Annotated in this window: 14 protein-coding genes; 9 read left to right on the top strand and 5 right to left on the bottom strand. The window is 60.1% G+C overall.

Annotated features, from left to right (window positions below):
- Positions 1-155: 155 nt before the first annotated feature.
- Entirely contained in the window at positions 156-2,288 is a 2,133-nt protein-coding gene (gene uvrB, locus ADB02_RS05750) for an excinuclease ABC subunit UvrB (protein WP_016422912.1), read from the top strand.
- 132 nt (positions 2,289-2,420) lie between these two features.
- Complete coding sequence (locus ADB02_RS05745; protein ID WP_005511992.1) at positions 2,421-2,861, top strand: universal stress protein; 441 nt, start codon at positions 2,421-2,423, stop codon at positions 2,859-2,861.
- A gap of 68 nt (positions 2,862-2,929) precedes the next feature.
- On the opposite strand, the gene ADB02_RS05740 is transcribed toward ADB02_RS05745, so the two are convergent.
- From ADB02_RS05740 to ADB02_RS05725, 4 genes are all read right to left on the bottom strand, one after another.
- Positions 2,930-4,024 (bottom strand): DNA glycosylase AlkZ-like family protein, encoded by a 1,095-nt coding sequence (locus ADB02_RS05740; RefSeq protein ID WP_065421720.1) that lies wholly within the window; start codon positions 4,022-4,024, stop codon positions 2,930-2,932.
- 34 nt (positions 4,025-4,058) lie between these two features.
- On the bottom strand, positions 4,059-6,560 hold the full coding sequence (locus ADB02_RS05735) for a HelD family protein (RefSeq protein ID WP_053087280.1): 2,502 nt from the start codon (positions 6,558-6,560) through the stop codon (positions 4,059-4,061).
- 133 nt (positions 6,561-6,693) lie between these two features.
- Positions 6,694-7,563: a DoxX family protein gene (locus tag ADB02_RS05730; protein ID WP_016422909.1), complete on the bottom strand. Its 870-nt coding sequence runs from the start codon at positions 7,561-7,563 to the stop codon at positions 6,694-6,696.
- Between the two features lie 189 nt (positions 7,564-7,752).
- On the bottom strand, positions 7,753-8,460 hold the full coding sequence (locus ADB02_RS05725; protein ID WP_049189995.1) for an MBL fold metallo-hydrolase: 708 nt from the start codon (positions 8,458-8,460) through the stop codon (positions 7,753-7,755).
- Between the two features lie 139 nt (positions 8,461-8,599).
- Between ADB02_RS05725 and uvrA the strand changes: the two genes are divergently transcribed.
- Positions 8,600-11,452 (top strand): excinuclease ABC subunit UvrA, encoded by a 2,853-nt coding sequence (gene uvrA, locus ADB02_RS05720; RefSeq protein ID WP_016422907.1) that lies wholly within the window; start codon positions 8,600-8,602, stop codon positions 11,450-11,452.
- 1 nt (position 11,453) lies between these two features.
- On the opposite strand, the gene ADB02_RS05715 is transcribed toward uvrA, so the two are convergent.
- The gene (locus ADB02_RS05715) at positions 11,454-13,907 is read right to left on the bottom strand and encodes a DUF2339 domain-containing protein (protein ID WP_049189993.1); all 2,454 of its coding nucleotides are present in this window, start codon (positions 13,905-13,907) and stop codon (positions 11,454-11,456) included.
- A gap of 412 nt (positions 13,908-14,319) precedes the next feature.
- Here ADB02_RS05715 and infC point away from each other — a divergent pair, with 412 nt between their 5' ends.
- The 6 genes from infC (at position 14,320) to pheT (ending at position 20,292) form a co-directional block, all read left to right on the top strand.
- Positions 14,320-14,871 (top strand): translation initiation factor IF-3, encoded by a 552-nt coding sequence (gene infC, locus ADB02_RS05710; protein WP_172954614.1) that lies wholly within the window; start codon positions 14,320-14,322, stop codon positions 14,869-14,871.
- A 76-nt stretch (positions 14,872-14,947) separates the two neighbouring features.
- Complete coding sequence (gene rpmI / locus ADB02_RS05705; RefSeq protein WP_005511726.1) at positions 14,948-15,142, top strand: 50S ribosomal protein L35; 195 nt, start codon at positions 14,948-14,950, stop codon at positions 15,140-15,142.
- A 77-nt stretch (positions 15,143-15,219) separates the two neighbouring features.
- A complete protein-coding gene (gene rplT, locus ADB02_RS05700; protein WP_016422904.1) occupies positions 15,220-15,603 on the top strand; it encodes a 50S ribosomal protein L20 in 384 nt (127 codons plus the stop codon).
- 184 nt (positions 15,604-15,787) lie between these two features.
- Positions 15,788-16,618 (top strand): TrmH family RNA methyltransferase, encoded by an 831-nt coding sequence (locus ADB02_RS05695; protein ID WP_049189992.1) that lies wholly within the window; start codon positions 15,788-15,790, stop codon positions 16,616-16,618.
- Between the two features lie 98 nt (positions 16,619-16,716).
- Positions 16,717-17,766 carry a phenylalanine--tRNA ligase subunit alpha gene (pheS, locus tag ADB02_RS05690; RefSeq protein ID WP_016422902.1) on the top strand — a complete coding sequence of 350 codons (1,050 nt, stop codon included), beginning with the start codon at positions 16,717-16,719 and terminating at the stop codon, positions 17,764-17,766.
- A 33-nt stretch (positions 17,767-17,799) separates the two neighbouring features.
- Positions 17,800-20,292 carry a phenylalanine--tRNA ligase subunit beta gene (gene pheT, locus ADB02_RS05685; RefSeq protein WP_049189990.1) on the top strand — a complete coding sequence of 831 codons (2,493 nt, stop codon included), beginning with the start codon at positions 17,800-17,802 and terminating at the stop codon, positions 20,290-20,292.
- Positions 20,293-20,313 lie beyond the last annotated feature (21 nt).

The raw sequence follows: 20,313 nt of genomic DNA, 5'->3' as shown, positions 1-20,313 counted from the left end.
TATGCCAGCCTTGTCCAAACCTGTGCCGATCTTAATGTTGGCTCGGAACTCGACAGCCGACCCTAGGCCCCTGGGCCCCAGCCCTGGATAGCCCAAAGCCCCAGGAAGTAACGTAACCAGCCGCTTTCAAGACAGCCTTCGCTACGCTGGGAACTATGGCATTTGCAGCAGAGCAACCCGTCCTCGCACACTCGGAGTTCCGGCCCGTCGGTGAAGTCGAGCGCGCTGAGGGAAACTTCGAGGTCATCAGTGAATTCGAACCGTCGGGCGACCAGCCGCAGGCAATCGCGGAACTGTCGGAGCGCCTAGATAGAGGCGAGCGCGAGGTCGTTCTGATGGGTGCCACGGGTACCGGTAAGTCAGCCACCGCAGCGTGGTTGATCGAAAAGGTGCAGCGGCCAACCCTCGTCATGGCACCGAACAAGACGCTGGCGGCCCAGCTGGCCAATGAGCTCCGCAGCCTGCTGCCAAACAACGCGGTCGAGTACTTCGTTTCGTACTACGACTACTACCAACCCGAGGCCTATATCGCGCAGACCGATACCTATATTGAAAAGGATTCCTCCATCAACGAGGACGTGGAGCGACTGCGCCACTCGGCTACTTCAGCGCTGCTGTCGCGTCGCGACGTAGTCGTCGTCAGCTCTGTTTCGTGCATCTATGGCCTGGGTACCCCGCAGTCCTACCTCGACCGTTCGGTGTGGCTGAAGGAGGGCGAGGAAGTCGACCGCGACCAGTTCCTGCGCCTTTTGGTGGACATTCAGTATGCCCGCAATGACATTGCCTTTACCCGCGGCACCTTCCGAGTAAAAGGTGACGTGGTCGATATCATCCCGGCCTACGAAGAAAAGGCCGTGCGGGTGGAGTTCTTCGGCGACGAGATTGATTCGCTGTACTACCTCAATCCAGTCACAGGCGACGTCATCGACCAAGTCCCTGAGCTGCGCATCTTCCCAGCTACGCACTACGTCGCAGGCCCGGAGCGGATGGAACGGGCCGTCGCGGACATCAAGGCCGAACTCGCCGAACGCCTGGCGGATCTGGAAAACCGGGGCAAGTTGCTGGAAGCACAGCGTCTGCGCATGCGCACGGAGTACGACCTCGAAATGATTGAACAGGTCGGCTTCTGCTCCGGCATTGAGAACTACTCGCGCCACATCGATGGTCGCGCGCCGGGCTCGGCCCCCGCGACGCTCATTGACTATTTCCCGGAGGACTTCCTCACCATCATCGATGAGTCGCACGTCACCGTGCCGCAGATTGGCGGCATGTTCGAGGGCGATGCCTCCCGTAAGCGCAACCTCGTCGACTTCGGTTTCCGCCTCCCATCGGCGCTGGATAACCGCCCGCTGACGTTCGACGAATTCGATGCCCGCGTGGGCCAGGTCGTGTTCATGTCCGCAACGCCGGGTGACTATGAGCTCGAAAAGACCGGTGGAGAGTATGTGGAGCAGGTCATTCGTCCGACTGGGCTGGTGGACCCCAAGATCGTCGTTAAGCCTACTGAGGGGCAGATTGATGATCTGATCGGCGAGATCCGAAAGCGCACCGAGCGTGACGAGCGCGTTCTCGTCACAACCCTGACGAAGAAGATGGCGGAGGACCTGACCGACTACCTGCTCGAAAATGGCGTGCAGGTGCGGTACATGCATTCGGATGTGGATACGCTCAAACGCGTTGAGCTGCTGCGGCAGTTGCGTCTCGGCGAGTACGACGTGCTGGTCGGTATTAACCTGCTGCGCGAGGGGCTGGACTTGCCCGAGGTTTCGCTGGTGGCAATCCTCGACGCCGACAAGGAGGGGTTCCTGCGTTCGGAGCGCTCGTTGATTCAGACGATTGGTCGTGCCGCGCGAAACGTCTCCGGCGAGGTGCACATGTACGCCGACAAGATCACCGATTCCATGCGGTTCGCCATCGACGAGACGGAGCGCCGCCGCGAAAAGCAGATTGCTTACAACACTGAGCATGGCATCGATCCGCAGCCGCTGCGCAAGAAGATCGCGGACATTCTGGATCAGGTCTACGACAACGCTGACACCGATTACGAAGGCAAGACCGGTGCGGCCGCTGATGCGCTGCTCTCGCGTGCCGACGGCTCGGGCGCGGCCGATGGTGCTAGCGGTAAGCAGATGCCGAGGGCGGAGCTTGAGGCGCTTATCGCGGACCTGTCGGAGCAGATGGCCGCGGCTGCGCGAGAGTTGAAGTTCGAGCTCGCGGGGCGCTTGCGCGATGAGATTTTCGACCTCAAGAAGGAACTTAAGGGGATGATTGAGGCCGGTGTCGAGTAGTTTTTTGCTACTGTTGTGGGAAGTAAAACAGTGTATTCGCGAAAGTGGCTCTGGCCAGTGGGTTCGGGGCAACGACGGCGTTACGCACGATGAACTGTTTTAATGCAACTTCCACAGTGAGGGATAGTTTTCATGAGTGATTACAAGACCATTGTTGTCGGCACGGATGGTTCTAAGTCGTCGCTGCTCGCAGTAGAGCGCGCTGCCTCGATTGCCGCGGCTTTCGATGCCACCCTGGTTATCGGCTGCGCTTACTACGAGACTGCAGAGGATGCGTCCAAGACCCTGCGCCAGGATTCGGTTCAGGTCCTCGGTGATGACCCGGCTCAGAAGAACCTGGCTGCTGCTAAGGAGGCCGCAGAGGCCGTCGGCGCTACCAAGGTTGAGACCGAGGTTCGTTCCGGCTCCCCGGTTGAGGCTCTGATGTCTCTGGTCACTGACCGTCGCGCTGACCTGCTGGTGGTTGGCAACCGCGGTATTAACTCGCTGACTGGTCGTCTGCTGGGCTCCGTGCCGGCTGATGTTGCTCGTCAGTCGGACTGTGACGTCATGATTGTTCACACTGTGAGCTAACAAAACGGTGAGCTAGTAGTTTAGCTTTCGCTTTAAACCGGCATCTCTTAGTTGAGGTGCCGGTTTTTCTATTGCCGGCCGGTGATAATCCCTTCTTCAACTACAAAAGGCCAGCTAATTCCGTTTCTGGTTAAGACCTGGTTGCGAAGGGATTCAGGAAGAATTTCGGTGCGGCTGCCGTAGCCCATGAGGTACTCGTCAAAAGCGGGCAGTCGAAGCGTCAGTGAAAGCGCGGCTTCAAGCTCGGCTTCAGTTACGTTCTGCTGCCATGTCGGCATGAAGTACTCATTTTGCGCGAGATTTTCGCCGATGAATTCTGTGCCAGTTGGCGCGTCCGGAGAGGCAGAGGAATCGAGGGAGAAAGGAACTATTAAGTGGTCGATAAGCTTAAGGGCCTTTTTCGCTTGAGTTTTCGTCATCCCCAGCCACCACGCGAAGTCAGCTACACAGATAGGTCCGCGGGAATTAACATAGCGCCAGGCAATGTCGGCCAGCGTGGAATCAGCTGAGTGTTCTGTGCTGGAGCCCTCTGTGGTATTTGCTGAGAGGCCGCCTTTGAAAGTTACGTCGGCAAGCAGGACGAAGGTATCTTCGGATCCTTTTCGTGGCCCTTGGACGACAGCGCCTTCGCCGCCGAATGTGCGCAGTAGGTGAGGACCTCTTTGTTCCGTGGGGTCTATTCCATGATCTGCGAAAACCTCATAGGCTTCAGTCCGAGTCAGCGGGTCGGACAGGCCACGTGAGCGCAATTCGGAATGAAATGCTGCCCTTGCGGTCTGCACATCATCTTGAGAAAGCCCGAGTGTCGTACGACGTCTTGCTGGTGCCTTTTCGATGCGCGGATTCGTCAACCTCATAATTGCTCGCGCGTCTTGCGCTGAAACAAAGTGCAGGGTGCCTCGTTGCGACCAACAGCGAACGATGTCGTAAGAAGAAATGGCTGCTAAAACATCGTCGGTGGTGCTGCCACTGCGCAAGGCGATGGCATCAACACCGTTCGAATAATTCTGTCCTTGCAGAGCAACCATGCCATGCGTTGCTGATAATGCAGGCGACTTGAGGTTTGTATTCCAATCGCTGCGTGCTTGACTTGCAGCTAACCCCTGGGCAATGAGACGGCGTGCGCGAAGTTCAGCTAGCTGAGGTAGATAGTTTTGGGACATTATGTCTCACTCATTCTGTACGGCACTATCCTCGTCATTCTAACCACTGCAGCTCCGGCAAAACGCCTGACTGCTGAGGCGCCACAACAATTAGCCCCTGGGTCGCACGAGTCAGTGCAACGTACAGGTCCTGTAGCCCCTGTGGGGATTGCGCCACAATCTGGTCGGGCGCAACGACGATGACCTCGTCGAATTCCAGGCCTTTTGAGGTCGTGATGTCGTAGACCGCGCAGTTGGTGAGTTTGCTGGGGCGAGTAGCAGGTGCGTCATCGGCGGCACTAGCCCCGCCAGCACCATCAGGGTCACCATCTCCATCAGCTCCACCACCGAGAAAATCCCGCACCTCCGCGCGCGTGGCTTCGAGCAACTCGGCGGGCGCGATTACAGCGACCAGGCGGTCCGGCTGCGCAACCTGCTCCACATGCGTCAGAGCCTCCGCGACGGTGTGGGCCTGAACAGGCTTGCGGCCGGTCGCGCGGATCGACTGCGGCGCCTCCAGCTCCGGGTCAATCTCAGCCAGGACGCTGGCGGCAACCTCCATCACCTCAGCTGGGGTGCGGTAGTTGACGGTTAGCTCGTGGAGATGCCACCTCGATCCGATGATGGGTTCCAGCACATCGTCCCAGGTCGCGGCGCCTGCGGGGGAGCCCGTCTGGGCCACGTCGCCGACGAGGGTCATCCAGCCGTTGGGGCTGCGGCGGCGCAGCATTCGCCAGGCCATCGCGGAGAGTTCCTGAGCCTCGTCGACGATGACATGGCCGTAGGCCCACAGGCGATCCGCCGCCGCCCGCTCGGCGGTGGATCGCAGGTCGCGCTCACGGTGGCGTTCGGCCAGTGCCTCGGCATCGATGACGTCATACGCTGACAAGATCTCGGCCTCGAAGCCGTCGTCAAGATCCTGGGACGCAGAACTGGACAGGGTATCCAACGCGCCCTGCGCCTCCTCGACGCGGGCCTGCCAATCCTCTTCATCGGCCTCCGCGTCACCAACTGGGCCGAGGAGTTCCGCCAGCTCGTCGAGAAGCGGGGCGTCGGAAGGCATCCAGTCGGTGCCTTCCGGCCGGTAGAGAGCCTCGCGCGTCAGCTCGTCGTAATCGGTGGCGGCGTAGTCGATGGCCTCGCGAGAGCTCAGCAGTTCCGACAGCACCCGCTCGGGCGTAAGCGCAGGCCACAGCTCGTCGAGGATGTCGGCAACTGCTCCGGATTCGTCGATTTCGTCGCGTAAGTCGGCAACGTCGGTCACGGACAGCAGGTTCTCGCCGCCCAGCGGGTCGGCGCCGATGACCTCGGCCATCTGCGCGGCCAGGAGCTCCACCACGTGATCGCGGAAAATCGGCCGGGCCAGATTGTGGGGTTTCCGAGTCCGCCGCGCACGCGTGCGTGCAGCTTTCACCATGTCAGGTGTGATCGTCAGGGTGATGTTGTCGTTCCGGACTTCAAGAGGTTCCGCGGGGAGCTCCTGGTAGGCCCGCACGGCTTCGCGCAGGATAGTGAGCATCTCAATCGAGCCCTTAACTTCCTGCGCAACCAGGGGTTCGGGGTTGTGTCCGTCGATAAGCGCGTTGGAACCGCGCACGCCGGGGTAGAGATCGGCAATGGTGGTCAGTACCACGCCCGTTTCGCCGAGGCTCGGCAGCACGCGCGAGATGTAGTCGAGGAAGGTTGTGTTCGGGCCGATGATGAGGACACCGGTTTTCGCCAGTTGATCGCGGTAGGTGTAGAGAAGCCATGCGACGCGATGCAGCGCCACTGCCGTCTTGCCTGTGCCGGGACCGCCCTGGACAACCAAGGTTCCGCGGGTGGAGTCGCGGATGATGAGGTCCTGCTCGCGCTGGATGGTCTCCACAATGCCGCGCATATGGCCGGTGCGCGCTTGATTCATGACCTCCCGCAGCACCGATTCGCCACCGACGCCCGCTTCAACTTCGGTCTCGTGTGCGCTGTCGGCTTCCTCGCCGGAGAGCCATTCGTCGTCAATGCTGCGGACCTTCCGGCCGTGAGTGCGCAGGTGTCGACGCAGACTGACTCCCTCGGGATGCGCGGTCGTGGCCAGGTAAAACGGGCGCGCGCCGTCGGCACGCCAATCCATGATGACCGTGCGGTAGTCGTCGTCTTCATCGGACAGGCCGATTCGCCCGATGTATCGCTTATCGACGGTCGCCCCCGGCCCTTCCTCTGCCAAAGGATTGTCGGGGTCTGTGTCATCGATATCGATTCGACCAAAGACCAGGCCAATCTCGGCTGAGCGGTAGCGGTCCAGATTAGCCTGTAGTCGGTGGTATTCCACCTCGCGTTCAACGCGGGCTTGCGGGTCTGGGTCGTCGATGAGCATGACCTGGCGCAGGTACTCTTGGTCGCGCTCGCGTGCCCGGTCGAGGAAGCTGAACGCACGGTCGACGTAGGCCTGTTCGGCAGCGAGGATGCTTTCTTCTTCTCGCTGTGGTGCTGAACTTGCCTGGTCCGGCAGACCTGCCTGGCCAGTGTGGCCAATGCGGCCTGTCTGGTCCTGCCCGGGCTCGGATGCGCGCGACGCCAACCTGGTCTCCTCAACGAATCGCAAAATTAGTGCTAACTGATGTGCTGAATGAATATAAAAATATGAAAACGCTCCCGCACGCGTAGTGGCGTGGGGAGCGTTTAAGTATACCGCTTTAACTGCGGCAGCAAACTTACTGCAGGCGCTTCTGCGCCTTCTTTGCGGACTTCTTGGCCTCCTTGGAAGCCTTGGCTGCGCGCTTGCGCAGTTCCTTGCGCTGCTTGCGAGTGTCCTTCTTGAGATCCTTGCCCAGGTCCTCGGCGTAGTCGCGAGCGTCCTCAGCGAGCTCGGTAGCCTTGGCAATCCAGTCGTCCTTGTTGTCCTCGACGTAGCTCTTAGCGGTGTCGAAGGCGTCGGTGAGCTGCTCGCGCCAGCCGTCCTTGTTGTCCTCGACGTATTCACGAGCCCCATCGGTGGCCTCAGAAGCGCGGTCACGGAGCAGGCCAGCCTTTTCGCGGACGTTCTCGCCGGCGGAAGCGAAGGCTGCGCTGATTTCCTCAGTGCGCTGCTCGGTTTCAGACTTGGTCGGCAGGGCAGCCTGAACCTTCTTGTTCAGCTGCTTGCCAGCCTTCTCAGCGCGCCAAGCGACACCCGGCTTTCCGTCGGTGTCAGCGGTAGCCAGGAAGAGGCCACCCAGCAGACCGATGTCGGTCAGGAAACCAGTGCGGCGAGCTGCCTTCTCCTTCGAATCCTGGGTCTCCCAGAATGCGTGGCGAGCCAGCATCGTCGGAACCTGTGCAGCGACCAGAGCGGTGGCGGACAGGCGTGGAGCCTTACCCAGAGCGTAGAGGGAACCCGCAGCAACCTTGGTACCAGCGACGACCTGGACAACCAGCTTCTCACTATTTGGCACGTACTTGTTGTACTGGTTCGGGGTTACGGAGCGGACGCGGGCAATTAGGTCGCGTGCGCCCTCTTCATGATCCTTTTGGTTCATCAGCGTGTCGACACCGTCGGCAACGAAAACCGAGGCCAGCATTGGTCGGGCAAACTTGCGAATCATCTAAATTCCATCTCCTTTGTCGTCCAGGTGAAACCGTGTTTTTGGCCATCTGGTCGCTGTAATTCACTATTAATCCTACGCAGCCCGGCCTATTTATGTCGCGGGAATGACGAGTTTTTCAGAAGCTCCGGCTGCATCCAGCGCTGCCAACCACGCTCATCCAGCGCTACCGACCACGCTCATCCAGCGCTACCAACCACGCTGGCGCCAGTTCTCGACCTCGGGGCTCTCGACACCAACTGTGGTGTCTTTGCCGTGGCCGGGGTGAATCACCGAGTCGGCGGGGTAGACGCGGAAGACACGGCTCTCGACATCGTCGATAAGCTGCGTGAAATCCTCGGGCGAGTACGTTTTGCCGACACCGCCTGGGAAGACGCTGTCACCGACGAAGAGGTGGTGTGACGGGGTGCCCTCGGAAAGCGCGCCGGCTTCTTTGGCGGACAGGTCGAGGCAGAGACCGCCCTTGGTGTGTCCGCGCAGGATGAACGTGGGCAGCGTGATGTCCTCGCCGAACGTGATGGTCTCGCCGCCGTCGAGCTGCTGGTCGGCGGGCTCGGGAATGTCGGCAGCGTCGAGGCTGGACGTGATGTGGCGGGCCGGGAATGACTGCAGGAGCTCGCCGAGCGCCTGAACGTGATCGCCGTGGGAGTGCGTGGTGACAATCGTGCGGACCTGCGCGCCGACGTGCTCAACCAGGCGGATTAGATGGTCGGCGTCGGTGGCGGCGTCGATAAGTAGGGAATTGTCGGGCTCGCGGGAGTCGACCAAAAGGTAGACGTTGTTGTCCATCGATCCGACGGAGGTCTTATAAATAGTGACATTGCCGTAGTCAATGCGCTCAACGCCGCGCGTTCTCGGCGAGTTGGAGTAAGGGCTGATTGTAATGTCGTCGTTCATGCGCCCCAGGGTAATGAGGTGTCTGTCGGCGCGCTAGGAGCGCAACGTAACCACGAGTCTCTGAACACATGTGCGAAAAATTGGTTATGGACTGTAGACTAGTCGGCAGTGAATCGTCGACGAATTGAGGTTTCCCACTGTGGCTGAACGTCTAGTGGTCAGAGGCGCCCGCGAGCATAACCTGCAGGGTGTTGACATCGATTTGCCCAGAGACAAGATGGTGGTTTTCACAGGTCTGTCGGGGTCGGGTAAATCGTCACTGGCATTTGACACAATTTTCGCCGAGGGCCAGCGCCGTTACGTGGAGTCGCTGAGCTCCTATGCGCGCATGTTCCTGGGGCAGATGGAAAAGCCCGATGTAGAGATGATTGAGGGGCTCTCGCCGGCGGTGTCGATCGACCAGAAGTCGACGAACCGCAACCCGCGCTCGACCGTCGGAACCATCACTGAAGTGTATGACTACCTGCGTCTTCTCTACGCGCGCACCGGTACTCCGCACTGTCCGACCTGTGGGGAAGTAATCTCCTCACAGACTCCACAGCAGATCGTCGATCAGGTCATGGAAATGCCGGAGGGCACCAAATTCCAGGTCCTCGCACCCGTCGTGCGCACGCGCAAGGGTGAATTCGTCGACCTGTTTGAACGCCTCGCATCCGAGGGCTACGCGCGTGTCATCGTCGATGGTGAAATGCACCGTCTAACGGATCCGCCGAAGCTGAAGAAGCAGGTCAAGCATGACATTGACGTGGTCATTGACCGTCTCCAGGTGAAGGAGTCGCAGCAGCGCAGGCTCACCGATTCCGTCGAAACGGCGCTTCTGCTTGCCGACGGCGTCGTGGTCATCGACGCCGTCGGGCTAGAGGCGGACGACCCGCGTCGAACCCAGCGGTTCTCGGAGAAGATGGCCTGCCCGAATGGGCACCGTATTGCTATCGATGAGTTGGAGCCACGGTCGTTTTCCTTTAACTCGCCGTATGGTGCGTGCCCGGAGTGTGACGGTATCGGTACCAAGCTGGAGGTGGACACGGACCTGGTGATTCCAGATCCGTCGCTGCCGACGATTGAGGCGATTGCGCCGTGGCGGCAGACGCTGAACAAGAAGTACTTTGAAAAACTGGTCGAGGGGCTCGCCACCGAGATGAGCTTCGACCCGACCACGCCTTTTGAGGAACTTACAGCGCCGCAGCGCAAGGCCCTGCTGCATGGTTCCAGCCACAAGGTCACGGTGCGTTACCGCAATCGGTATGGCCGTACTCGCCAGTACACCGCGCCGTTTGAAGGCGTGATGCCGTACCTGCACCGCAAGCTGTCGCAGGCGGAGAGTGACTCTCAGAAGGAGCGTTTCCAGGGGTACATGCGTGAGGTGCCGTGTCCGGCATGTAGCGGTACTCGTTTGCGTCCGGAAATTCTTTCGGTGACGTTGGATTCGGCGGAGTTCGGGCAGAAGAATATTGCCGAGCTGACAGAGCTATCGGTTCACGATGGCTCGGCATTTCTGAATTCCCTGACTCTGGGCAAGCGCGAGGAAATGATTGCCGGGCGTGTTCTGCGTGAGGTGCAGGCTCGTCTGAAGTTCCTGCTAGATGTGGGGCTGGACTATCTGTCCCTGTCGCGCTCGGCAGGCACGCTGTCCGGTGGTGAAGCGCAGCGAATTCGTCTGGCCACACAGATTGGTTCGGGGCTCGCAGGCGTGCTCTACGTCTTGGATGAGCCCTCGATTGGTCTTCACCAGCGTGATAACAACCGTCTAATCAAGACTCTGAAGAACCTGCGCGACCTGGGCAATACCCTGATTGTGGTCGAGCATGATGAGGACACGATTCGCGAGGCCGATTGGCTGGTCGACATTGGGCCAAAGGCCGGTGAATACGGTGGACAGATTGTCTACCAAGGTGAACCGTCTGGCATCGTTGACTGCGAGGAATCACTGACAGGTGCGTATCTCTCGGGTCGTCGGGTATTGGCAGTGCCGGAGAACCGTCGTGCGATTGATAAGTCGCGCATGGTGACGGTCAAGGGCGCTCGCGAAAACAACCTGAAGAAGATTGACGTGAAGTTCCCCCTCGGCGTGTTGACCTGCGTTACGGGTGTTTCCGGGTCCGGCAAGTCCACCTTGGTCAACGAAATCCTGGCCAAGGTGATGAGCAACGAGCTCAACGGTGCTCGTCAGGTGCCGGGTCGACACAGCCGCGTGGAGGGGTTGGATCAGCTGGACAAGCTGGTGCAAGTTGATCAGTCGCCGATTGGTCGCACCCCGCGTTCCAACCCAGCGACGTACACCGGTGTGTTCGACAAGATCCGCAATCTCTTCGCCGAGACACAAGAGGCCAAGGTTCGTGGCTATAAGCCCGGTCGTTTCAGCTTCAACGTCAAGGGCGGCCGCTGTGAGGCGTGTAAGGGCGACGGCACCATCAAGATTGAGATGAACTTCCTGCCGGACGTCTATGTGCCTTGCGAGGTTTGCCACGGCGCGCGCTACAACCGCGAAACGCTGGAGGTTCGTTACAAGGGCAAGACCATCGCTGAGGTTCTGGACATGCCCATCTCCGAGGCAGCGGAGTTCTTCGAGCCGATTCAGTCGATTGCGCGTTATCTCAATACGCTTGTCGACGTCGGCCTGGGCTATGTCCGTCTCGGGCAGGCGGCAACCACCCTCTCGGGTGGTGAGGCTCAGCGTGTAAAGCTGGCCAGTGAGCTGCAGAAGCGCTCCAATGGCCGGACGGTCTACATCTTGGATGAGCCGACCACGGGGCTGCATTTTGAGGACATCCGCAAGCTCATGCTGGTACTGCAGGGTCTGGTGGACAAGGGCAACACCGTCATTGTCATTGAGCACAATTTGGATGTCATCAAGTCTGCGGATTGGATCATCGACATGGGGCCGGAAGGCGGCTCCGGCGGTGGCACCGTGGTTGTAGAGGGCACGCCGGAGGATGTCGCGAACTGTTCCGGCTCCCACACCGGGCAGTACCTGAAGCCGCTGCTTAAGTAGCTTAGGTAGTCGGGTCGTTTCCGTCGGAAATTCCAGGACCGTCGGTGCGGGTGATGCCTTCCATTCTGTCAGCAGCGGGGTCGGTATCTGCTGCGCCGCTCGCGCCGGCAGCGTCGGCAGCAGCGCCGGCAGCGTCAGTATCGCCGGCGGTGCCGTCACAGTCCGGTGCCGCCGGCTCCTCGGCATTCTTCTGCTTCGCCCCGGAGACCGCCATGGCCAGCAGAATCAAACCACAGCCGAGGAACGCCAAGGCGCGGATAACGCCATCGAGAGTTGCCATGTCGTAGAAGATCAGCTTGACGATAGACAGCGCCGCAATCGTCAAACCCGCTGCCAGTCGCGCCGGAATGTGGTGGAACCTCTTCGATAGCACCAGCATGCCGGCAATCGTGGCCCAGAAAATACTCAGCAACATGTGTGCGGCGTTGAAGCTCACGCCAATAGTCGTGAGCAGCACGATAAATGGCATACCCAGTGCAGCCAGGCCAATCAGTGCAAAAGCTGGCGGTAGCTGCGACCTCGCTGCCGTCACGGCCAGGCCGACGTCGGCGCACAGCAGGAACAACAGCGAAAGCATTTCTGCCCACGTTGCCGAGTAATCAGCTGCAGCACCGGCATTCAACGCTGCGGGCAGGATGTAGAGGTGTACTACCGTTGCGCCGAGCAGCCAGGTCAGTGCCGCAATCTTTGTATATGGTGCGACGGCATCCCGGGTTGGTTCAGGAGCCTGTAGTCGTGTGCCAATCGCGCCGTGCTTCGGTGCTGTGGCCAGCGCCCAGACAAAGAGCGCGGCACCGATGGAGATTGGGATGAGACCCCAAGTGTGGGTTCCAGTATCGGCTCCTGAGCTCCTTTCCGGGCCTGCCACCGCGAGCGCTAGCCAGGGCAGAATTGCCGTGGCCAAGGCCAATGGTGCGAGATAGCGGAAGATGACACGGTTCCAAAGGAATACTGCAGCAATTGCGATGAACAGCACGAATCCGCCGTAGAACAGCAGCCAGAGGCTGGAGGCGGACTGTGCGGCGTTGACCATTGGGACTGCAGCTACAACCGGAGTCGAGAAGGCAACTACTGACGTGATGGTGACCAGATCGTCTTCCCAAGTGCTGGTTTCCGAAGGCTCGTCGTCAAGCTCGGGAGTGAGTTGGCGAGCCAACGCCAGCGGGCCGAACTGGGCAAACACGAAAAGTGCAATGGTGAGTGCGGCGATTGCGGGCATCACCAGTGCATTGTTGGTCGTGATTACGCCGATGAGAACGTTTGCGCCGAGCAGGAATGCGACTACGTACTTCCGGAAGGGGACGTTCAGGAGGCAGACGATAGCGGCGATGACCATCAGTTGAAGGGTGATTTGCGCGAGCGAGGAGCTCAGCGGGCGGGCGTGGAAGTCGAGGCCGATCGTCGCCCACAGCATTAATCCGGTGTTGATTGTGATTGTCCACGCCGCGGTTGCACTCGACTTCGTCCGCCGCGCGCCGTATAGACCGACTGCGGCGAAAGGCAGCATGATGACCAGCGTCGCGGCCACCGGAATCCAGTCGAGGAGGTAGGACATCGACATCGTTGTCAGGTGCGCAGCGGCTAGTGGTGTCGCAATCAACGCCGTCACACCAGCAGGCGGTGCTTGACGACGGTGCGCTCGCACAGCCGCGACCGCGAGCACGGCGGCCAACAAGTAAGCCAGGATCACACGACCGGCTGGTCCAATCAGGCCGGATTGGATTGCGACCGCGACGAAAAACGCGATACCGGCAGCGGTGATGAGACCACCGAAGATGGCGATGATTCTGATGATTGCCTTCTCGTTGCGCCACCAGGGCTCGCGAGGTTCGCGCGGTGCCTCTGGCAGCTTCGGTGGCGAGGTGGGGTCTGTGGGAGAAGACTGTGGCATCTTCGAATCCCGCCGCCATTGGTGGGCAGAGGGGAAGTCAAACATCGGCTGCGCAGCTGCCTCGCTCTGTGGCAAGGGAGCTGATTGATTCCGCCAGTCCGCTTGTACTGGCGGTGGTGGCACCTGCATCTGCTGAGGCTGCTGGGGATACTGCGGTGTGGCCAGCATCTGCTCAGCCTGCGATTCCCAACGGGGAGGAGGCGCCTGGTCTAGTGGTGGAGTAGACGCTGGCGGTGGTTGCGGGCTGTGTTGATGTGCCCCTTGGGGTGCAGCATGGGGCGGCGCTTGAGGTGCTGGCGCAGATTCGGCTCCCGTAGTGTGAGGCGCGTGCGGTCCAGTCGGCGCTTGCCCGCTTTCCTGAGAAAGGCGCACCTGCCAAGTATGAGTCAGCTGAGCCAGCCGAAGCGAGCTAGCTTCGAGATCTGCCAGAGCATGGGAAAGCTCTGAGACGGAGTCGCCGGTCAGGACAAAATCGCCGGTCGGAGGCTTGCCGTATCGGGCGGAGTGCTGATTAGGATTGGTGTTCTCGGCTTTAGGGCCAAAGCCGTTGGAGCCAGTATTCATGGTGACGACTTTAATCGTGTTTGGCCTAAAAACTATGGAGAGAATCTACCAATCTGATTACAATTCGGATTGCACTTTTTTTGACGCTTGGTATCGCGTCGGGTACCGATGGTGAATAACCCGGAATGAGAGCCGGTTTTGGTATGCGAGAACAGCTGTGTTAACATCTCGTCTACGACCGCCAGAATGCGATGCTTGCTGCCTTCGGGGAGCATTTAGTTGCATTCGGCAGCGAAGAGGATTTAAGTCCCACCCTAGGTGCGCCAAAGAATTACGGTAGCGCCGGGGTCCACCCTAATCGGTGATGTCACATCGCACGATTGGAAGGCGTCCTTATACAGTGTGTAGTAATCCGCTGTAGACGCGTGGCTTTTCTTCCTTTCCCGCTTGCTATCGCGGTTTGAAACGAAGATTGTTCAGGTTCAACCTAGGAGGCCACATCAGCGCTGAAGCTCGTATTAACGAGGATATTCGAGTACCGGAAGTCCGCCTTGTAGGACCGAATGGTGAGCAGGTGGGCGTTGTCCGCACCGGTGACGCACTCAAGCTCGCTTACGAAGCAGACCTTGACCTGGTTGAGGTTGCTCCGCGAGCAAAGCCGCCGGTCGCCAAGATTATGGACTACGGCAAGTTCAAGTACGAACAAGCCCAGAAGGCACGCGAGGCTCGAAAGAACCAGCAGCAGACTGTGGTCAAGGAGCAGAAGTTCCGTCCGAAGATTGATGACCACGACTACGAAACCAAGAAGAACAATGTTGTTCGTTTCTTGGAGAAGGGTTCGAAGGTCAAGGTCACGATTATGTTCCGTGGCCGTGAACAGTCTCGTCCAGAACTGGGATTCCGCCTGTTGGAGCGTCTGGCCGCCGATGTCGAAGAGTACGGCATTGTCGAGTCTCGCCCGAAGCAGGACGGTCGCAACATGACTATGGTCCTGGGGCCGGTTCGGAATAAGGGTAAGAAGTAACCGACCTGACCAGAAATGGTTGTAAACGAGATTTTTGCGCCACGAGCGTCAAAGATCGGTAGGGGAGAGTTTTAACATGAAGCAGAAGACCCACAAGGGCACCGCAAAGCGCATCAAGGTTACCGGTTCCGGCAAGCTGCGCCGCGAGCAGGCTAACCGCCGCCACCTCCTGGAGGGCAAGCCGTCCACTCGTACCCGTCGCCTGAAGGGCACCACGGACGTTGCTAAGTCGGACGTCAAGCGCGTCAAGCGTCTGCTGGGCAAGGCTTAATTTTTCAAGCCTCGTCCCAGGGCAATCGCCCTCTTAATTTCACTAGTTCTTAAAGACAACGAAAAGGAAGTATCACCGTGGCACGTGTGAAGCGGTCTGTTAACGCTAAGAAGAAGCGTCGCGAAGTTCTCGATTCCGCAAAGGGCTACCGTGGTCAGCGCTCCCGCCTGTACCGCAAGGCCAAGGAGCAGATGCTCCACTCCAAGACCTACGAGTTCCGCGATCGCCGCCACCGTAAGGGTCAGTTCCGTCGTCTGTGGATTCAGCGCATCAACGCTGCTGCCCGCGCTAACGACATCACCTACAACCGCTTCGTCCAGGGCCTAAACCTGGCTGGCGTTGAGGTTGACCGTAAGAACCTGGCTGAGATGGCTGTCAACGACCCGCAGGCATTCGCTGCTCTGGTCAAGGTCGCTAAGGACGCTCTGCCGGAGGACGTCAACGCTCCTGCTGCTAAGTAAAGCAGCTACGAGGTAACTCGTACGTAGCGTCGGCAAGCGTCTGCTTACTGGCAGTGCGCCTGCCAACATCTTTGAAAAACCACCGTCGATTGGGTTAACGAATAACCTCGGCGGTGGTTTTTCGTATCCGCACTGGCCTGCTGGCGGTTATGAATCCCGAGCCGCATCACTAGGATTAATCACTATGAACTCTGCGCTGTACTTCAACGACGAGCCGTTTACTCCTCGCACTCCGCGAGTCTCGGCGGCTATTCAGCTCCACCGTGCGGCCAAGCGGAAGAAGGCCGGGCGCTTCCTTATCGAGGGCTTCAATTCCGTCGATGCAGCTATCCGAGCAGAGGCTGTCGTGGAAATCTTCGTCACCGCTGCTGCCGCCGAGCAGTTCCGCGAGCTGCTCACGGGGTATCTCGAATCTGGGACGCAGCGTAAGTCTGTTTCGCTTATCGACGACGCCGCCGCCCGCTCTTTGAGCGAAACTGTCACCACCACCGGACTCTTCGCCGTCTGCGACACCAATGCGGTGTCCACTTCGTTGGAAGAGGCCATTGAGGTTGGAAAGCAGTCCGGCTGTTTGGTGATTCCGGTGGAGTGCAATGACCCGGGTAATGTCGGCACGATTGTGCGTATGACTGATGCTCTCGGAGCTGGCGCGGTTATCCTTGCTGGCGATTCGGTTGACCCTTTGAACTCGAAGGCCGTGCGTTCCTCTGCGGGGTCTGTTTTCCATACACCGGTCGCACGCGAGCGCGATATCGATGTCGTTGTGGAGAGAGTCAGGGAAGCGGGCTTTGCCACCCTCGCCACGGCGATGGATGGCGCTCTCACACTCGGCGTTGATGCGCTTCCCGACGGTCCCGTCGCCTGGCTTTTTGGCAACGAAGCACATGGCCTGTCGGAGGAGATTACGGCCTCGGCGGGGGCGAGTGTGGCCATCCCGATTAAGGGCGAGGCGGAGTCGTTGAACCTCGCCACCGCAGCGGCCATGTGCCTGTGGGAGACGGTTCGGGGTAAGTAGGAAACCTCGATGGTGAGGCGCGTGCACGTGTGCAGTTATCCTCGACTATGATTGTTCCATCACAAGAACTGATAGTCCTATATAGAAGTGGTTGACACGTGAGCGATTCGCCAAATCCTATCGATCTTTCCGAGGACGCCCTCCAGGCGGCTGCGCAGAAGGCCACGGATGCCTTTGATGCTGCCGGCAACCTGGATGAGCTTTCTGCCGCCCGCCGTGAGCACTTGGGGGATGAAGGCTACATTCCGCAGGCTCGCCGCGCGCTGGGCTCCATTCCGAAGGCTGAGCGCAAGGATGCTGGTCGTCGCGTAAATGTTGTTCGCGGAGCCGTCGAAAAGCACTATGCTGAGCGTCTTGCAGTGCTGGAGGAAGAGGAAAACGCGCGTCGCCTGGTCGCGGAGCGTATCGACGTGTCGGTGGACACCACGCAGAGTCAGCGTGGCGGTATGCACCCAATTACCATCCTGTCCGAGCAGATTGGTGACATCTTCGTGGGCATGGGCTGGGAAATCGCCGAGGGCCCAGAGGTCGAAGCCGAGTACTTCAACTTTGACGCGCTGAACTTCCTGCCGGATCACCCGGCTCGTACTCTGCAGGATACTTTCCACATTGCGCCGGAAGGATCCAAGCAGGTGCTGCGTACGCACACCTCGCCGGTCCAGGTTCGCACTCTGCAGTCACGTGACCTGCCGATTTACGTTATCTGCCCGGGCCGTACCTTCCGCACCGATGAGCTCGACGCCACCCACACCCCGGTCTTCCACCAGGTGGAGGGACTCGCTGTGGACAAGGGGCTGACCATGGGGCACCTGCGCGGCACGCTGGATCACATGGCAAAGGCGCTGTTCGGTCCGGAGACCAAGACCCGCATGCGCACCAACTACTTCCCGTTCACTGAGCCGTCCGCTGAGGTTGACGTCTGGTTCCCGAATAAGAAGGGCGGCGCAGGCTGGATCGAGTGGGGCGGCTGCGGCATGGTCAACCCGAACGTGCTGCGGGCCTCTGGCATTGACCCGGAGGTGTACTCGGGCTTCGCGTTCGGCATGGGCCTGGAGCGCACCCTGCAGTTCCGCAATGGCCTGACCGACATGCGCGACATGGTCGAAGGCGACGTCCGTTTCACGCAGCCGTTCGGTATCCGCGGCTAATTCACTGACCTACAGATTAGGAGTTTTACTTACATGTTCATTCCACAGTCGTGGGTCACTGAAATCGTTCGCGGCCCAGAGAACACCATCAACCCGGACTGGTCCGTCACCCCGGACGAGCTGGATGAGGGCTTTGTCCGCGTTGGTTTTGAAACCGAGGGGCACGAGCCGCTGGAGAAGGTCGAGGGGCCGCTGGTTTTCGGTCGCGTCGACCACATTGAGGAGCTCGAGGGCTTTAAGAAGCCAATTCGCTTCTGTCAGGTCAATGTCGGTGATGCCAATGGCACCGGCGAGCTGCAGGAGATCATCTGTGGTGCCCGCAACTTCGAAGAGGGCTCCATTGTTATCGTCGCACTGCCGGGCTGCGTGCTGCCGGGTGGGTTCGAGATTTCCGCACGGAAGACTTACGGCAAGGTTTCCAACGGCATGCTGTGCTCCGAAGCTGAGCTGGGCATGACCGATTCCTCCGCCGGTATTCTCACGCTGCCGTCGGCCCCAGCTGAGCTGGGTTCGTGCGCCAAGGAGTTCATCGGTCTCGATGACGAGAAGTTCGAGGTCAACATCACTCCGGACCGCGGTTACGCGCTATCGGCCCGCGGTTTGGGCCGCGAGATCTGCTCCGCCTTCAACCTCGACTTCGCCGATCCGGCCAAAGTCAAGGAGCTGCCGGTCGAAGGTGAGGTCCTGAACGTCACCATCGACGAGGACACCGACACCCGCCGCTTTGGTTTGCGCCGTGTCACCGGCATCGACCCGAACGCCGAGACCCCGTGGTGGATGCGCCGCCGCCTGCTGCTGGCTGGTCAGCGTCCGGTCAACGTGGCCACGGACGTCACCAACTACGTGATGCTGCTGCTCGGTCAACCGATGCACGCTTTCGATGGTTCCAAGATCGCTGGTGGCCTGCACATCCGCAACGCTAAGGCCGGCGAGACTCTGACCACTCTCGACCACGTGGACCGCAAGCTCGACCCGGCGGACGTTGTCATCTGCGATGACAATGGTATTCAGTCGCTGGCCGGCATCATGGGTGGTCTCACCTCCGAGATCGCCGACGACACCACCGATGTGGTCTTCGAGGCCGCCAACTGGTCGCCGCTGCATGTCTTCCGCAGTGGTCGCCGCCACAAGCTGAGCTCCGAGGCTTCACGACGTTTCGAGCGCGGCGTGGACACCGCTCTGGTCGAGCCGGCTCTGGATCTGGCCTGCCAGCTGCTCGCTGACATCGCCGGCGGCACTATCGACACTGGTCGCACCCTGCTCGGTGAGGTTGCCACCATGCCGACTATTGACTTTGCTGTCAACCGCGCCAGCGAAGTTGCGGGCGTTGATTACCCGCGTGAGACCGTCATTGGACGCCTGCGCGAGGTCGGTTGCGAGGTCGTCGACAACGGTGACCGCCTGGCTGTCACTCCGCCAACCTGGCGCTCGGACCTGACCATGTCCGCTGACCTGGTTGAGGAGATCCTACGTCTGGAGGGCCTGGAAGACATTCCGGTTATCCTCCCAATCGCCCCGGCCGGTCGCGGTCTGACCGAGCGTCAGCTGCGTCGCCGCTTCGTCGGCCACGCGCTGGCTCACAATGGCTACCTGGAGATTCTGCCGACACCGTTCATTGCCAACGATGTCTTCGACGTCTGGGGCCTGGACGCTGATGACCCGCGTCGTAACACCGTCAAGGTCATCAACCCGTTGGAGTCTGACCACGCTCAGCTGGGCACGACTCTGCTGCCGTCCATGCTTGAATCGCTGAAGCGCAATGTTGCTCGCGGCCAGGTCGACTTGTCGCTCTACGGTGTGGAGCAGGTATCCATCGAGCGCGGTAACGGTGTCTCGCCGATGCCGTCTACCGCGGGTCTGCCGAGCGAGGCCGAGCGCGCCGAGCTGCTGGAGTCGCTGCCGGAGCAGCCGCTGCACGTCGCCACTGTCGCCTGCGGTCGTATCCGCCTGGATAGCCCGTGGGGTGACGAGGCCGCGTACACCGTCGCCGACGCCATCGAAGCCGCGCGCATTGTTGCCCGCGCTGCCAACGTCGAGCTGGAGATCCGCAACGCTGAGGTGTTGCCGTGGCACCCGGGCCGCTGCGCTGAGCTGCTTGTCGACGGCGAGGTCGTCGGCCACGCCGGTGAGCTGCACCCGAAGGTGTGCAAGGACGCTGGTCTGCCGGAGCGCACCTGCGCGATGGAGATTAATCTCGATGCACTGCCAGTGACGGAGCACCTGCCGGCGCCGGTACTCAGCCCGTTCCCGGCTGTCCACCAGGACGTCGCGCTTGTTGTCAGCGATGAGGTCTCCGCCGCAGAGGTGGAGAAGACTCTGGTGGAGGGTGCTGGTGAGCTCCTCGAATCCATTCGTATCTTCGATGTTTACCGTTCCGAGCAGATGGGCGAAGGCGTTCGTTCACTGGCGTACTCCCTGCGTTTCCGCGCACCGGACCGTACGCTGAAGGAAGAGGAAGCTTCCGCGGCTCGCGAGGCGGCCATTGAGCTGGCCACTACCCGTCACGGCGCTCAGCTGCGTGGCTAAAAGGGGAGACCACAGGGAGAG

It is taken from the genome of Corynebacterium sp. 212_CJEI (genome assembly GCF_001055915.1).
In the GTDB taxonomy this organism is placed as follows: Bacteria; Actinomycetota; Actinomycetes; order Mycobacteriales; family Mycobacteriaceae; genus Corynebacterium; species Corynebacterium jeikeium_D.
This window is presented reverse-complemented; position numbering and strand designations above follow the sequence as displayed.